General features: G+C 65.6%; 1 protein-coding gene. It reads right to left on the minus strand.

What is annotated here, in order from left to right; translation table 11 throughout:
• Nucleotides 1–15: 15 nt before the first annotated feature.
• Nucleotides 16–18,552, minus strand: coding sequence for a non-ribosomal peptide synthetase (locus tag MB901379_RS15140; RefSeq protein WP_158017405.1), 18,537 nt, complete (start codon nt 18,550–18,552; stop codon nt 16–18).
• Between the last annotated feature and the right edge of the window lie 10 nt (nt 18,553–18,562).

Raw genomic sequence — 18,562 nt, forward strand, 5'->3', positions numbered from 1 at the left:
AGATTGGACGTGACCTCACCCATCCAGGCAGGCGGGCTCGGCCTCATCGAACACATCCATCGCGGACAGCCGCCGGCCAGCATCGGCGCACATCGCTGCTAGCACCCGCCGCATCCGCTCGATCAACGCCTCGACGCTATCCCTATCAAAGACATCGGTGCGAAACTCCACTCTCCCCCCGATCCCCGCGTGCTCACCAGCATCAGTCCAGTACTCGGCCAGGAAGAACGCCAGATCCACCCGTGCGACGCCGGTGTCCACCGGCACCGGGGCGACCTGCAAATCACCCAATGCCAACCCGGCGGGGTCGTCGGACCGCCACACGAAGTAGTTCTGCCAGGACACCACTACCTGGACCAGCGGGTGGTGGGTCAGTGACGGAGTGGGGTTGATCCGCTCCACGAGCGCCTCAAAGGGCACGTCTTGGTGCTCGTATGCCGCCAAGCTGCGTTCTTGCACCTGGGCCAGCACCTCCGCGACGGTCGGATCCCCGGCGACGTCGACCCGCAGCACCACCATGTTGACGAAACAACCGACCAGCGCTTCCAGGGCGGGATGACCGCGACCGGCGACTTCGAACCCGACTGCGACCTCCTTGCTGGCGCTGAGCTGACACAACAGCACCGCAAGAGCTGCCTGGATCACCATGAAGCTGGTCGCGTTGTGCTCGCGGGCCAGCTGAGCAACCTGCTGTTGCAGCTCCGCCGGCCAGACCACCGTCAAAGTAGCGCCGCGGTGATCGGCTACCGGTGGATAGGGCCGATCGGTGGGAAGCTTCAGGCGCTCAGGAAGCCCGGCCAGCGCCTGCTCACAGTCGCCTAGCTGCGCGGCGATGTGACTGTTGCTGTCGGCCAGATCACCAAGCTGCGTGCGCTGCCAGAGCGTGTAGTCGACATACTGCACCGGCAACGGCGTCCAGTCGGGCGCCTCGCCCGCGCACCGGCTCGCATATGCCACGCCCAGGTCACGCGCTAGCACGGTGATCGACCATCCGTCAGCGGCGATATGGTGAACCGTGGCCACCAACACGTTGTCATCATCGGCGACGCGGAAAAGCATTGCCCGTAACGGGATTTCGGTTGCCAGGTCAAACGGTTGGCGCACCGTGGCCTGGACGGCCTCGCTCAGCCGGCTCGCTGACCAGCTGGTGGCATCGATCGTCCGCCAGCCCAGGTCCGCACGCTCGGCAGGCACCACCAGCTGTCGCGGTATCCCCTCGACCGTCGGGAACACCGTGCGCAGGCTTTCGTGGCGAGCCACCACGTCGGCCAACGCCGCACTCAACGCCTCGGCGTCAAGGCGCCCGCCCAACCGCAACGCCACCGGGATGTTGTAGAGCGGCGTAGGCCCCTGCAGTTGATCAATGAACCACAACCGGCTCTGGGAAAACGACAGCGGAATCATCGCGGGCCGCTCCACCGGTATCAACGGCTCAACCGGACCCGCATCGCCGCCGATGCGGGGTGCCAACTGGGCGATCGCCGGGGCCTGGAATACCTCGCGGACCGACAGATGGGCGTCCAGGCCGGTGTTGATCGCAGCGACCAAACGTATTGCTGACAACGAATCGCCGCCCAGGTCGAAAAACGAGTCATCCACTCCGACCCGCGCCACGCCGAGCACCTGCGCGTAGATGCCGGCCAGGATCTCCTCGACCGCGTCCACGGGGGCCCGGTAGCGCCCGACGTCCTGGTATTCCGGGGCCGGCAGAGCACGGGTGTCGAGTTTGCCGTTGACCGTCACCGGCAACTCCTGCAACACCACCACCGCGGCCGGAACCATATACGCCGGCAGCCGCTCGGCCAGCGCGGAGCGCACGCCGGCCGCATCCACCTCCCCGGCGACATAGCCCACCAGACGCTTACCGCCGGGGCCGTCCTCGCGAGCGATCACCGCCGCCTGGTCGACCCCGTCCAAACCGGCCAGCGCGGTCTGCACTTCACCCAGCTCGATGCGATAACCGCGGATCTTGACCTGCTCATCGGCACGGCCCAGGTAATCCAGCTGTCCATCGGAGCGCCAGCACACCAAATCTCCGGTGCGATACATCCGTGTTCCTGGCCCGCCGAACGGGCAGGCCACAAACCGCGCTCCCGTCAACCCGGCACGCCGCCAGTATCCACACCCCACCCCGGTGCCGGCCACATACAGCTCCCCGACCACGCCGGCCGGCACCGGACGCAGCCAACCGTCGAGGACATACAACGCCGCCCCAGCCACCGGTGAGCCGATCGGCGGCACACCCGAACCGGCCGTTAATGGTGTGCTCCTGGATGCATCCACCGTAGTTTCGGTGGGACCATAGGTATTGATCATCACCCGCCCTGGTGCCCACCGGTCCACCAGCTCCGCCGGGCAGGGCTCAGCGCCGACCACCAACGCCACCGGCCCCAAGGCGTCCGGTGACAACCCCGCCACCGCCGAGGGGGTTTGGGTCAGCACGTTGACCTGTTCTGCGATCAGCAGGGCGTGGAAATCTGCCGGTGCGCGGCCTACCGCTTCGGGCACCACCACGAGGCGCCCGCCACCCAAAAGCGCGCCCCAGATCTCCTGCACCGAAAAATCGAAGGCATACGAGTGACTTTGCGTCCACACCTGCATCTCCGGCGCCAGCTTCAGATGCGCGTCCAGTGTTTCCAGCCGGGTCACGTTGTGGTGGGTGACCGCCACACCTTTGGGAGTGCCCGTGGTGCCCGAGGTGTAGATGATGTAGGCGATGTCGTCGGGGGCCGGCACCGGCAAGCTGGTGCCCGGGTAGTCGGGTAGGCGTGCGTCCCGAACATCGATCACTAGCACGTCATGGCCGGCCAGGCGCTCTTGTAGTGCGCTGGTGGTGACGGCCGCCACCGGCGCTGCATCCGCCACCATGAACGCGATCCGGGAGTCCGGATGGAGGGGGTCGACGGGCAGATACGCCGCCCCAGATTTGAGCACCGCCAGAATCGCCACGATCGCCTCAGCGGAACGCTCGAACAGCAGCGCCACCCGTTCACCCGGGCCCGCGCCATGGCCGGCCAACATGTGCGCTAGCCGGTTGGCGGCCTGGTCCACCTCGCGGTAGGTCATGGAGCGACCTGCGCAGATCACCGCCACCGAGTCGGGGCAGCGTTCGACCGCCGCGTCCCACAGCGCCGGAATCGACACCGGCGCCGCCGGCTGGGTCGACGTCGCCCCTTGCCCCCACCCATCCAGGCGGGCCCGCTCAACGGCATCGAGCAGGTCGAACGACGACAGCCGCCGGGTGGGATCGCCGCTCATCGTCGCGAGCACCCGCCCGAAACGTCCGATGAGCGCCTGGATGGTGGCGGTATCGAACACGTCGGTGTCGAATTCGACGCGAAAACCCAGCTCGTGGCCCGGTATCGCCTGGATCGTCAGCGGGTAGTGGGTGTAGTCGCGGATCTTGGTCTCGGTGATTGTCAACTCGCCGGCGCCTAGCGTCGCGCCGGTGTCGATCGGGTAGTTTTCATGCACGAAAAGGGTGTCGAACAGTTGTTCGTGGCCGGTGATGCGATGGATCTCGGTCAGCGCCAGGTGTTGGTGTTCAAGTGTGTCGTTGTGGGCGGATTGCAGCTGGTCCAGCAGGTGCACAGTGGTGGTAGTCGCGGACATGCGGGCACGCACCGGCACCGTATTGATCAGCAGGCCCAGCATCGATTCCGCACCGGGCACCTCCGCGGGCCGCCCCGAGACCGCGACGCCGAAGACCACATCGTGCTGCCCGGTCAGCGAGCACAGCAGCTGCGCCCACGCGCCCTGCAGGACGGTACTGACCGTGGTTTGGCATGAGCGCGCCAGCTCGGTGAGCGCCCGCACGGTTTCGCTGGGCACCCCAAACGATTCGACGCCTCGCGGCCCTGGCGACAGCTGAACTGACGGGCCCACCAATGTCGGGTTGTCAAAGCCGGCCAAGGCCTCGCGCCAGGCGGTGTGAGCGGCTTCGCGATCCCGGCCGGCCAACCAGGTAAGAAAGCTGCGGTACGACACTGCCGCGGGAAGCCGCTGCCCGTAATAGCCGGCGAACACTTCCCGCATCAGGATGGGCAGCGACCAACCGTCCACCACGATGTGGTGAAAGGTCAGCACACACCGGTGCCGATCTTCGGCGGTGCGAATGAGGGCTGCTCGAAAGGCCGGCTGATCGGCCAGTTCGCCGACCGCGGCTCGTTCGGCGGCACAGATCCGCTGGATGTGCTGCTCGTGGTCCTCGTCACCAACGTCTCCGGCGGTGTCCAGCTCGACGTACTGCCATGGCGCCGTGGGATCGGCCGGGATGATCTGCACCGGTTGGTCGAACTCGTCGCAGAACCGGGCCGCCAGGTTAGGATGCCGGTTGACCACCCCATGGACCGCCTCCCGCAGCCGGTGGGGGTCCAAGACACCAGTCACGGTGAGATCCAGCTGCACCGCATACGGATCGTCGTGGCTAGCCTGCGCTGTGTTGGCGTGAAAGAGCAGCCCCTGTTGCAGAGGGGTGAGCGGCAGGATGTCGGCGATCTGCCCTTGCCTGTGCAACGCATCGATCTGATGCTGGCTCAAGCGGGCCGGCGCGATGTCGGAGGGCGTCAACCCGCCCCCACCGCCGCGCACATGCGCACAGATGCCGGTCAATGCGTCAAACCACAGCTGTCCGAGCCGGCTGACCTGCGCGCGATCCACTACCGAGGCCGCCCACGTCCAGTCGGCGTGCAGTTCCGGGCCGTTGTCGGTGTCGACCGTGCCGGCGTTGAGTTCCACGGTGTGCCCTAGCGGCGTGGGCACCGCCGTGGCGATGCCGACAATCGACGCGGCCTCAGGGCAGATCCGCCAGCCCTCACCGGACATCTGGGCCGCCGTCGCGCCCAGCCGCCCCAGGTAGTTAAACCCGATCGTCGGGTCAGGCCCGGCCAGGTCGACGTCGCTGTTCAGATAGCGCAGCACACCGTACGTCAGCGGGTTGGGCTGGGCGCGTAGTTGCTCCTTGGCGTACTTGATCAGCACCCCGAGCGCCGCGTCACCGGCAACCACCTGCGTCCAGGTCAGCCCATCCATCGGCCCGCCAACGTCGAAGGCCACCGGGTATTTGGTGGTAAACCACCCCACGGTTCGCGAGAGATCCACATCGGGGGCCACTTCCTCGTGACGCCCATGGCCCTCAACGTCGATAGCGATGCGCGCGGCGCCCTGGCCCAGGGACCCCAATAGTTCAGCGACCGCCAACCCGAAGCCGATCAACAAGATGTCGTGGATCCCGGCATGAAACGCCGCCGGCACCTCACCGAGCAGCATGCGGGTGGTCTCATCGTCCAGCGACATTGACAGGTGTCCGGCGCTCGCATAGGTATCCGACTCCGAGCGGGCAACCGGCAGCGCGAGCGGGACCTCCGCCAGTCCTCGCCAAGCGCTCGCCTGTTCCACGACGGCCGGGGAGCACGCGTACTCGTCCAGCAGAGACGCCCACCTGGCAAACGACGTCCGCCCGGGCGCCAGCGCCACCGGCTGCCCGCTGCGATGCTGGGCCCAGGCGATGTTGAGGTCCTCCAGTACGATCCGCCACGACACCCCGTCGACGGCCAAATGGTGAATGATCAACACCAGCTGACCGGTGCGAGCCGCCCATAGGGCGCTTAGCATCGTCCCGGTTGCCGGGTTCAAGCGCGACCGTGCCGCGACCACCGCCTCGTCGGACAACATGTCCACCGCTTGCAGGTACTCGGCGGCATCCACGAAACCCGCCTCGGGCACCTCTAGCGCCCACCCCCCAGAGCCATCGTCGTCGACGCGCAGCCGCAGCATGGCATGCCGATCCAGCAAGGCCTGCAGCACCACCACCACGTCAGCCTCGGTTACTTCGTTGGGGGCCTGCAGCACCACCGTTTGGTTGAAGTGCTCGACCGGGCCGTCCAGGTTCGCCAACCAACGCATGATCGGAGTGGCCGCCAACCGACCGATGCCGTCATCCATCGGGCTGAGCTGGGCGTCGGCCGCCTTGGTCACCCGAGCCAGCTGGGCAACGGTTTGCTCGACGAAAATGTCGCGCGGCCGGCACATCAGGCCGGCGTCACGGGCCCGCGATGCCACCTGCATCGACAAGATGCTGTCGCCGCCCAGCTCGAAAAACGAGTCATCCACCCCGACCCGCTGCACACCAAGCACCTGGGCATAGATCCCGGCCAGGATTTCTTCGGTCGGGGTACTCGGGGCGCGATAGCCACCACCGGTGTATTCCGGAGCGGGCAGGGCCCGGGTGTCGAGTTTGCCGTTAACCGTCAACGGCAACGCCTCAAGGACCATCACCGCGGCCGGCACCATATAACCCGGCAACCGCTGCGCTAACGCGGTGCGCGCCGCGGCCGCATCCACCGTCCCGGTCGCATAACCGACCAGCCGCTTATCGCCGGGGCGATCCTCGCGGGCAATCACCACCGCCTGCTCCACACCCCCCACCGCAGCCAGCGCGGCCCGAACCTCACCCAACTCGATGCGATACCCACGGATCTTGACCTGCTCATCGGCACGCCCCACATACGCCAACTGCCCATCAGCACGCCAACACACCAAATCCCCGGTGCGATACATCCGCACTCCCGGCGCACCCACCCCAGCAAACGGACACGCCACAAACCGCGACCCGGTCAACGACGCCCGCCGCCAATACCCCACACCCACCCCGGCACCGGCCACATACAATTCCCCGACCACCCCCACCGGCACCGGACGCAACCACCCATCCAGCACAAACAACGCCGCACCGGCCACCGGCGACCCAATCGGCGGGGTGCCCGACCCCGCTGCCAGTGGGGCACTGATAGCCGCATATACCGTGGTTTCGGTGGGGCCGTAGGCGTTGACCATCACCCGCCCCGGCGCCCACCGATCCACCACCTCGACCGGGCAGGCCTCACCAGCCACCACCAACGTCGCTGATTCCAACCCCTGCGGGGAGAGCATGCCCACCGCCGAAGGGGTTTGGCTTAACACCCTGACCCGCTCAGCAACCAGCAACGCATGCAAGTCTTCCGGTGAACCCGCCACCTCGTCGGGCACCACCACCAGCCGACCCCCACCCAGCAGCGGGCCCCAGATCTCCCAGACCGAGTAGTCGAATGCCAGGGAGTGACAATGCGACCACACCCGCCCCGTCAGCTCCACCCCGATGTCAACGGAGTTGATTAGTTGGGTGACGTTGTGGTGGGTGACGGCCACCCCCTTGGGGGTTCCGGTGGTGCCCGAGGTGTAGATGATGTGGGCCAGGTCCTCGGCGGCCGGCGCCGCTAACGCGGTGCTGGGATAACCGTCGATTGCGGGGTCTTCGATGTCGATGACCGGTAACTGGCAGCCGTCCAACCGGTCGGCTAGCCCGGCGGTGGTCAACGCGGCGATCGGGGCGGCATCGGCGAGCATGAACTCGATCCGCGCCGCCGGCAGCTTCGGGTCGATCGGCACATAGGCCGCCCCGGCCTTGAGTACCGCCACCATCGCGATCACCGCCTGAGCCGAGCGCTCCGCCAACAACGCCACACACTGACCCCGACCCACCCCATGGCCAACCAACAAATGCGCCAACCGATTCGCGGCCTCGTCGAGTTCTCGATACGTCATCGACTGGGCCCGGTAAGTTAGCGCTATCGCATCCGGGGTGCGGGCCACCTGCTCAGCGAACAACACCGGCACCGACACCCCCGCCACCGGCGGCCGGTGCAACGTGGCGCGGTTACCGATCTGCGCCAAACGGGCATGCTCAACCTCATCAACCACATCGATCGACGACAACAACCGCCCCGGATCGCTGGTCATCGCCACCAACACCCGTCGCAACCGCTCGATCAACACCTCGATGCTGGCGGCGTCGAACACATCGGTGCGAAACTCCACCGTCCCGCCGATCCCGGCGGGCTCACCGGCCTCACTCCACCGCTCCCCCAGGTATAACGTCAGATCCATCCGTGCGGTCTGGGTGTCCACCGGCAGCGAGCTGACCGCCAAATCGCCCAAGACCAACCCCGCAACAGGGTCACGATCCTGCCAGTTCTGCCAGGCCAGCATCACCTGGATCAACGGGTGATGGGTCAGGCTTCGAGTGGGATTGAGCCGCTCTACGAGTACCTCAAAAGGCACGTCCTGGTTCTCGTACGCGGCCAGGCTTTGCGCCCGCACCTGCGCCAACACCTCAGCCGCGCTGGGGTTCCCAGACACCTGCACCCGCAGCACCAACGTGTTGACAAAAAACCCAACCAACTGATCAAGTGCGGGGTCAGCCCGCCCGGCGATCGGAAAACCCACCGCCACATCAGCACTGCCACTTAGCTTGGCCAACAGCACCGCCAACCCGGCCTGCACCACCATGAAACCGGTCACGTTGTGCTCACGAGCCACCCGAGCGATCTGCTGCTGCAACTCGACCGGCCACGCCACGTCCACACTGGCACCCCGATAATCGGCAACCATCGGATAGGGCCGATCGGTAGGCAGTGTGAGCCGCTCAGGCAACCCAGCTAACGCCTGCTCCCAATACGCCACCTGCGCAGCAATCGGACTGCGCCCATCAGCGAGATCGCCCAACCGCGCACGCTGCCACAACGTGTAATCGACATACTGCACCGCCAACGGCGCCCACCCCGGCGCCCGCCGTTCACACCGACTGGCATACGCCAACGCCAAATCACCCACCAGCACGTTGATCGACCAGCCATCACCAGCGATATGGTGCACCGCGGCCACCAACACATGCTCGTCCTCAGCCAAACGGAAAAGCCGCGCCCGCAACGGAATCTCGCTGGCCAAATCAAACACATACCGCGCCACCGCGGCGACGGCCTCTACTAGCTGACTTTGCGGCCAGTCGGTCGCATCGACCACATCCCAACCCAAATCGGCCCGCTCAGCGGGCACCACCAGCTGCTGAACGGTTCCACCCGGCGCGGTGAACACAGTGCGCAAGCTCTCATGACGACCCACCACATCACCGAGAGCCGCACCCAACGCCTCCACATCCAAGCGCCCACACAACCGCAACGCCGCGGCGATGTTGTAAATCGGTGAGGGCCCCTGCAACTGGTCTAAAAACCACAACCGCTGCTGAGCAAACGACAACGGCACCACCGCCGGCCGCTCCACCGCCACCAACGGCTCCCGCCGGCAGCCCTCGGCGCCGATCCGCGCCGCCAACTGGGCCACCGCCGGTGTCTCGAACACCGCCCGCACCGAAAGGCCGGCGTCCAGCCCAGCATTGATCGCCGCGACCAACCGTGTCGCCGACAACGAATCCCCGCCCAGCTCGAAAAACGAGTCATCCACCCCGACCCGCTGCACACCAAGCACCTGGGCATAGATCCCGGCCAGGATTTCTTCGGTCGGGGTACTCGGGGCGCGATAGCCACCACCGGTGTATTCCGGAGCGGGCAGGGCCCGGGTGTCGAGTTTGCCGTTAACCGTCAACGGCAACGCCTCAAGGACCATCACCGCGGCCGGCACCATATAACCCGGCAACCGCTGCGCTAACGCGGTGCGCGCCGCGGCCGCATCCACCGTCCCGGTCGCATAACCGACCAGCCGCTTATCGCCGGGGCGATCCTCGCGGGCAATCACCACCGCCTGCTCCACACCCCCCACCGCAGCCAGCGCGGCCCGAACCTCACCCAACTCGATGCGATACCCACGGATCTTGACCTGCTCATCGGCACGCCCCACATACGCCAACTGCCCATCAGCACGCCAACACACCAAATCCCCGGTGCGATACATCCGCACTCCCGGCGCACCCACCCCAGCAAACGGACACGCCACAAACCGCGACCCGGTCAACGACGCCCGCCGCCAATACCCCACACCCACCCCGGCACCGGCCACATACAATTCCCCGACCACCCCCACCGGCACCGGACGCAACCACCCATCCAGCACAAACAACGCCGCACCGGCCACCGGCGACCCAATCGGCGGGGTGCCCGACCCCGCTGCCAGTGGGGCACTGATAGCCGCATATACCGTGGTTTCGGTGGGGCCGTAGGCGTTGACCATCACCCGCCCCGGCGCCCACCGATCCACCACCTCGACCGGGCAGGCCTCACCAGCCACCACCAACGTCGCTGATTCCAACCCCTGCGGGGAGAGCATGCCCACCGCCGAAGGGGTTTGGCTTAACACCCTGACCCGCTCAGCAACCAGCAACGCATGCAAGTCTTCCGGTGAACCCGCCACCTCGTCGGGCACCACCACCAGCCGACCCCCGTGCAACAACGCACCGAAAATCTCCCACACCGAGACGTCGAAGCTATAGGAATGCCACTGCGACCACACTCCCGCCGGTGGAAGGTGGCGCTCTACCGACTCGAACAGTTGGGTGACGTTGTGGTGGGTGACGGCCACCCCCTTGGGGGTTCCGGTGGTGCCCGAGGTGTAGATGATGTGGGCCAGGTCCTCGGCGGCCGGCGCCGCTAACGCGGTGCTGGGATAACCGTCGATTGCGGGGTCTTCGATGTCGATGACCGGTAACTGGCAGCCGTCCAACCGGTCGGCTAGCCCGGCGGTGGTCAACGCGGCGATCGGGGCGGCATCGGCGAGCATGAACTCGATCCGCGCCGCCGGCAGCTTCGGGTCGATCGGCACATAGGCCGCCCCGGCCTTGAGTACCGCCACCATCGCGATCACCGCCTGAGCCGAGCGCTCCGCCAACAACGCCACACACTGACCCCGACCCACCCCATGGCCAACCAACAAATGCGCCAACCGATTCGCGGCCTGCTCCACCTCCCGGTAGGTCCACCACCGCTGCCCGTAGCTCAGCGCTATCGCATCCGGGGTGCGGGCCACCTGCTCAGCGAACAACACCGGCACCGACACCCCCGCCACCGGCGGCCGGTGCAACGTGGCGCGGTTACCGATCTGCGCCAAACGGGCATGCTCAACCTCATCAACCACATCGATCGACGACAACAACCGCCCCGGATCGCTGGTCATCGCCACCAACACCCGTCGCAACCGCTCGATCAACACCTCGATGCTGGCGGCGTCGAACACATCGGTGCGAAACTCCACCGTCCCGCCGATCCCGGCGGGCTCACCGGCCTCACTCCACCGCTCCCCCACCGAAAACGTCAGATCCATCCGTGCGGTCTGGGTCTGGATGTCTAACGGGGTGATGTTGAGATCACCCAGGTGTAGCTCGGCGGAGGCGTCGTTCTGCCAGGCCAGCATCACCTGGATCAACGGGTGATGGGTCAGGCTTCGAGTGGGATTGAGCCGCTCTACGAGTACCTCAAAAGGCACGTCCTGGTTCTCGTACGCGGCCAGGCTTTGCGCCCGCACCTGCGCCAACACCTCAGCCGCGCTGGGGTTCCCAGACACCTGCACCCGCAGCACCAACGTGTTGACAAAAAACCCAACCAACTGATCAAGTGCGGGGTCAGCCCGCCCGGCGATCGGAAAACCCACCGCCACATCAGCACTGCCACTTAGCTTGGCCAACAGCACCGCCAACCCGGCCTGCACCACCATGAAACCGGTCACGTTGTGCTCACGAGCCACCCGAGCGATCTGCTGCTGCAACTCGACCGGCCACGCCACGTCCACACTGGCACCCCGATAATCGGCAACCATCGGATAGGGCCGATCGGTAGGCAGTGTGAGCCGCTCAGGCAACCCAGCTAACGCCTGCTCCCAATACGCCACCTGCGCAGCAATCGGACTGCGCCCATCAGCGAGATCGCCCAACCGCGCACGCTGCCACAACGTGTAATCGACATACTGCACCGCCAACGGCGCCCACCCCGGCGCCCGCCGTTCACACCGACTGGCATACGCCAACGCCAAATCACCCACCAGCACGTTGATCGACCAGCCATCACCAGCGATATGGTGCACCGCGGCCACCAACACATGCTCGTCCTCAGCCAAACGGAAAAGCCGCGCCCGCAACGGAATCTCGCTGGCCAAATCAAACACATACCGCGCCACCGCGGCGACGGCCTCTACTAGCTGACTTTGCGGCCAGTCGGTCGCATCGACCACATCCCAACCCAAATCGGCCCGCTCAGCGGGCACCACCAGCTGCTGAACGGTTCCACCCGGCGCGGTGAACACAGTGCGCAAGCTCTCATGACGACCCACCACATCACCGAGAGCCGCACCCAACGCCTCCACATCCAAGCGCCCACACAACCGCAACGCCGCGGCGATGTTGTAAATCGGTGAGGGCCCCTGCAACTGGTCTAAAAACCACAACCGCTGCTGAGCAAACGACAACGGCACCACCGCCGGCCGCTCCACCGCCACCAACGGCTCCCGCCGGCAGCCCTCGGCGCCGATCCGCGCCGCCAACTGGGCCACCGCCGGTGTCTCGAACACCGCCCGCACCGAAAGGCCGGCGTCCAGCCCAGCATTGATCGCCGCGACCAACCGTGTCGCCGACAACGAATCCCCGCCCAGCTCGAAAAACGAGTCATCCACCCCGACCCGCTGCACACCAAGCACCTGGGCATAGATCCCGGCCAGGATTTCTTCGGTCGGGGTACTCGGGGCGCGATAGCCACCACCGGTGTATTCCGGAGCGGGCAGGGCCCGGGTGTCGAGTTTGCCGTTAACCGTCAACGGCAACGCCTCAAGGACCATCACCGCGGCCGGCACCATATAACCCGGCAACCGCTGCGCTAACGCGGTGCGCGCCGCGGCCGCATCCACCGTCCCGGTCGCATAACCGACCAGCCGCTTATCGCCGGGGCGATCCTCGCGGGCAATCACCACCGCCTGCTCCACACCCCCCACCGCAGCCAGCGCGGCCCGAACCTCACCCAACTCGATGCGATACCCACGGATCTTGACCTGCTCATCGGCACGCCCCACATACGCCAACTGCCCATCAGCACGCCAACACACCAAATCCCCGGTGCGATACATCCGCACTCCCGGCGCACCCACCCCAGCAAACGGACACGCCACAAACCGCGACCCGGTCAACGACGCCCGCCGCCAATACCCCACACCCACCCCGGCACCGGCCACATACAATTCCCCGACCACCCCCACCGGCACCGGACGCAACCACCCATCCAGCACAAACAACGCCGCACCGGCCACCGGCGACCCAATCGGCGGGGTGCCCGACCCCGCTGCCAGTGGGGCACTGATGACCACCCACATCGTGGTTTCGGTGGGGCCGTAGGCGTTGACCATCACCCGCCCCGGCGCCCACCGATCCACCACCTCGACCGGGCAGGCCTCACCACCTACCATCAACGTCGCTGATTCCAACCCCTGCGGGGAGAGCATGCCCACCGCCGAAGGGGTTTGATTTACGACGTCGACCCGTTGCTCGATCAGTAAGGCGCGCAAGTCGTCCGGTGAACCCGCCACCTCGTCGGGCACCACCACCAGCCGACCCCCGTGCAACAACGCACCGAAAATCTCCCACACCGAGATGTCGAAGCTATAGGAATGCCACTGCGACCACACTCCCGCCGGTGGAAGGTGGCGCTCTACCGACTCGAACAGTTGGGTGACGTTGTGGTGGGTGACGGCCACCCCCTTGGGGGTTCCGGTGGTGCCCGAGGTGTAGATGATGTGGGCCAGGTCCTCGGCGGCCGGCGCCGCTAACGCGGTGCTGGGATAACCGTCGATTGCGGGGTCTTCGATGTCGATGACCGGTAACTGGCAGCCGTCCAACCGGTCGGCTAGCCCGGCGGTGGTCAACGCGGCGATCGGGGCGGCATCGGCGAGCATGAACTCGATCCGCGCCGCCGGCAGCTTCGGGTCGATCGGCACATAGGCCGCCCCGGCCTTGAGTACCGCCACCATCGCGATCACCGCCTGAGCCGAGCGCTCCGCCAACAACGCCACACACTGACCCCGACCCACCCCATGGCCAACCAACAAATGCGCCAACCGATTCGCGGCCTCGTCGAGTTCTCGATACGTCATCGACTGGGCCCGGTAAGTTAGCGCTATCGCATCCGGGGTGCGGGCCACCTGCTCAGCGAACAACACCGGCACCGACACCCCCGCCACCGGCGGCCGGTGCAACGTGGCGCGGTTACCGATCTGCGCCAAACGGGCATGCTCAACCTCATCAACCACATCGATCGACGACAACAACCGCCCCGGATCGCTGGTCATCGCCACCAACACCCGTCGCAACCGCTCGATCAACACCTCGATGCTGGCGGCGTCGAACACATCGGTGCGAAACTCCACCGTCCCGCCGATCCCGGCGGGCTCACCGGCCTCACTCCACCGCTCCCCCAGGTATAACGTCAGATCCATCCGTGCGGTCTGGGTGTCCACCGGCAGCGAGCTGACCGCCAAATCGCCCAAGACCAACCCCGCAACAGGGTCACGATCCTGCCAGTTCTGCCAGGCCAGCATCACCTGGATCAACGGGTGATGGGTCAGGCTTCGAGTGGGATTGAGCCGCTCTACGAGTACCTCAAAAGGCACGTCCTGGTTCTCGTACGCGGCCAGGCTTTGCGCCCGCACCTGCGCCAACACCTCAGCCGCGCTGGGGTTCCCAGACACCTGCACCCGCAGCACCAACGTGTTGACAAAAAACCCAACCAACTGATCAAGTGCGGGGTCAGCCCGCCCGGCGATCGGAAAACCCACCGCCACATCAGCACTGCCACTTAGCTTGGCCAACAGCACCGCCAACCCGGCCTGCACCACCATGAAACCGGTCACGTTGTGCTCACGAGCCACCCGAGCGATCTGCTGCTGCAACTCGACCGGCCACGCCACGTCCACACTGGCACCCCGATAATCGGCAACCATCGGATAGGGCCGATCGGTAGGCAGTGTGAGCCGCTCAGGCAACCCAGCTAACGCCTGCTCCCAATACGCCACCTGCGCAGCAATCGGACTGCGCCCATCAGCGAGATCGCCCAACCGCGCACGCTGCCACAACGTGTAATCGACATACTGCACCGCCAACGGCGCCCACCCCGGCGCCCGCCGTTCACACCGACTGGCATACGCCAACGCCAAATCACCCACCAGCACGTTGATCGACCAGCCATCACCAGCGATATGGTGCACCGCGGCCACCAACACATGCTCGTCCTCAGCCAAACGGAAAAGCCGCGCCCGCAACGGAATCTCGCTGGCCAAATCAAACACATACCGCGCCACCGCGGCGACGGCCTCTACTAGCTGACTTTGCGGCCAGTCGGTCGCATCGACCACATCCCAACCCAAATCGGCCCGCTCAGCGGGCACCACCAGCTGCTGAACGGTTCCACCCGGCGCGGTGAACACAGTGCGCAAGCTCTCATGACGACCCACCACATCACCGAGAGCCGCACCCAACGCCTCCACATCCAAGCGCCCACACAACCGCAACGCCGCGGCGATGTTGTAAATCGGTGAGGGCCCCTGCAACTGGTCTAAAAACCACAACCGCTGCTGAGCAAACGACAACGGCACCACCGCCGGCCGCTCCACCGCCACCAACGGCTCCCGCCGGCAGCCCTCGGCGCCGATCCGCGCCGCCAACTGGGCCACCGCCGGTGTCTCGAACACCGCCCGCACCGAAAGGCCGGCGTCCAGCCCAGCATTGATCGCCGCGACCAACCGTGTCGCCGACAACGAATCCCCGCCCAGCTCGAAAAACGAGTCATCCACCCCGACCCGCTGCACACCAAGCACCTGGGCATAGATCCCGGCCAGGATTTCTTCGGTCGGGGTACTCGGGGCGCGATAGCCACCACCGGTGTATTCCGGAGCGGGCAGGGCCCGGGTGTCGAGTTTGCCGTTAACCGTCAACGGCAACGCCTCAAGGACCATCACCGCGGCCGGCACCATATAACCCGGCAACCGCTGCGCTAACGCGGTGCGCGCCGCGGCCGCATCCACCGTCCCGGTCGCATAACCGACCAGCCGCTTATCGCCGGGGCGATCCTCGCGGGCAATCACCACCGCCTGCTCCACACCCCCCACCGCAGCCAGCGCGGCCCGAACCTCACCCAACTCGATGCGATACCCACGGATCTTGACCTGCTCATCGGCACGCCCCACATACGCCAACTGCCCATCAGCACGCCAACACACCAAATCCCCGGTGCGATACATCCGCACTCCCGGCGCACCCACCCCAGCAAACGGACACGCCACAAACCGCGACCCGGTCAACCCCGCCCGCCGCCAATACCCCACACCCACCCCGGCACCGGCCACATACGCCTCCCCGACCACCCCCACCGGCACCGGACGCAACCACCCATCCAGCACAAAAAGAGCCAGGTGCGTCAACGGCAAGCCGACGGGACTGACGGCGCTGTCGACATCGGCTGCACCGATCTCCCGCCATGTGCCATGCACCGTCGTCTCGGTGGCGCCGTACATGTTGACCATGCGTGGCAATCCTGGGTGGCGGTCGAACCACGATTGCAGGCGATGCGGTTCGAGCGCTTCCCCGGCGAACACCACGGCCTCGAGCTTCAGCTGCTGTCCCAAGTCGGGCCGGAGCGCATCGGCGGCTTGCAGTGCATAGAACGCAGAAGGTGTCTGGCTTAAGACACTGACGTGTTCAGCGACCAACAAAGCGTGAAAGTCTTCGGGTGAAGCCGCAACCGACTCGGGCACCACCACCAGCCGCCCCCCACGCAAGAACGCGCCCCAGATCTCCCACACCGAGAAGTCAGAGCCATACGAAAACCATTGCGTCCATACCCCCGCCGGCGGCAGGCGCGTAGCTACCGACTCGAACAGTTGGAGGACGTTGTGGTGGGTGACGGCCACCCCCTTGGGGGTTCCGGTGGTGCCCGAGGTGTAGATGATGTGGGCCAGGTCCTCGGCGGCCGGCGCCGCTAACGCGGTGCTGGGATAACCGTCGATTGCGGGGTCTTCGATGTCGATGACCGGTAACTGGCAGCCGTCCAACCGGTCGGCTAGCCCGGCGGTGGTCAACGCGGCGATCGGGGCGGCATCGGCGAGCATGAACTCGATCCGCGCCGCCGGCAGCTTCGGGTCGATCGGCACATAGGCCGCCCCGGCCTTGAGTACCGCCACCATCGCGATCACCGCCTGAGCCGAGCGCTCCGCCAACAACGCCACACACTGACCCCGACCCACCCCATGGCCAACCAACAAATGCGCCAACCGATTCGCGGCCTGCTCCACCTCCCGGTAGGTCCACCACCGCTGCCCGTAGCTCAGCGCTATCGCATCCGGGGTGCGGGCCACCTGCTCAGCGAACAACACCGGCACCGACACCCCCGCCACCGGCGGCCGGTGCAACGTGGCGCGGTTACCGATCTGCGCCAAACGGGCATGCTCAACCTCATCAACCACATCGATCGACGACAACGACCGCGTCGGATCGGCCGTCATCGCCAGCAAGATCCGCTGCAACCGTCCGGCCAAATCGATGACTTCAAAGGTTGAAAACGGCTGTCCCGAACCCGCCGTACTAAAAAATATTCGGTCGCCGTCACGCAAAAACAACAACCCAAAAAGCCCCACCGGGCCGGCAGCGGTATGACCCGCCGTTGCCGGAACACCAGCGAAATCTAGAGAAATCGTCGATGGCAGGAAATTAACATTCACCCGGTCAGCCATAAAGCCTTGGCCGTTCAGGTGAGTTCTACGCTCAAGATCGTGCACCGGAAATCTCTGATGCAGGACCGCTTCTTTTATTCGCGCATCCACCTGTTTACAGAAATCGGCGGTCGCAAGTTCTGGCGAAACCCGCAATACCAGCGGCACCACACCGGCCAGCATTGCGGGCAACGTCTTCAACTCGGGCCGTACTCGCCTGTGGACCGGGAAATTGAGCACCACGTCCGAGCCGTCGGCGCACCATCTGCGCACCAGAAGTGCGCACGCCGCGGCGATGACCGCCGGCTGTGACACACCCAGCATTCGACGGAGGTCGTTGATTCGACCAAGCACTGAAGGGTCGAATTCAACCGGCGCCGCCTGCCCGTGTGGGTCACGCTCGACCGGGACCTCTGGTAATGAAAGATGCGGACCAGTCTCCGGCGGAAGATTCCTAGCCCAATATTCCTGATCATCCCGAAAGTCGCTAGACGCATCGTACTCCGATTCGCAGGCGACCAGGTCACGCAGCGAGCCAAAAAAGGCCGGGGGTATGGGCGCGCCGAGGATGATTGCAGAATAGATGGCCGCAACCCGATGACCAATAAGCGCCATGCCGGCGGTATCTAGGACTATGTGGTGGCAGCATCCGAACAAGTAAAATTCTTCATGCCGCGTCTGAAATAACGCAAATTTGAGCAGCGGGCCACTAAATGGCATCGAAGTGCGCTGGATCGATGATGCGAGACGATGGACGTCCCGCACGGGATCGGGCGAGCTTGTCAGATCATGGAAGGCAACCTCGAAGTCACCGAAATCGGTTGCCTTTTGCAGTATTTGGCCATCCACTTCAAAGAAGGATGCCCGGGCCGGTTCGGCTTCTTGCACTGCCCGCCGGATAGCCCACTCCAGCGGTTCACGTTCTATCGCGCCGTCAATCCTCGCGAGTAGACCGAGCTGCCAATCCGCTTCCCCTCGACCTGTTTCCTGGGCCAGCCAAATGTCCAGTTGTCCGCGGGTAAGCCGAAATGCACCGACATCAGGTTCCATCCGGCCCCTC

The sequence above is a fragment of the Mycobacterium basiliense genome (assembly GCF_900292015.1).
GTDB classification, from domain to species: domain Bacteria; phylum Actinomycetota; class Actinomycetes; order Mycobacteriales; family Mycobacteriaceae; genus Mycobacterium; species Mycobacterium basiliense.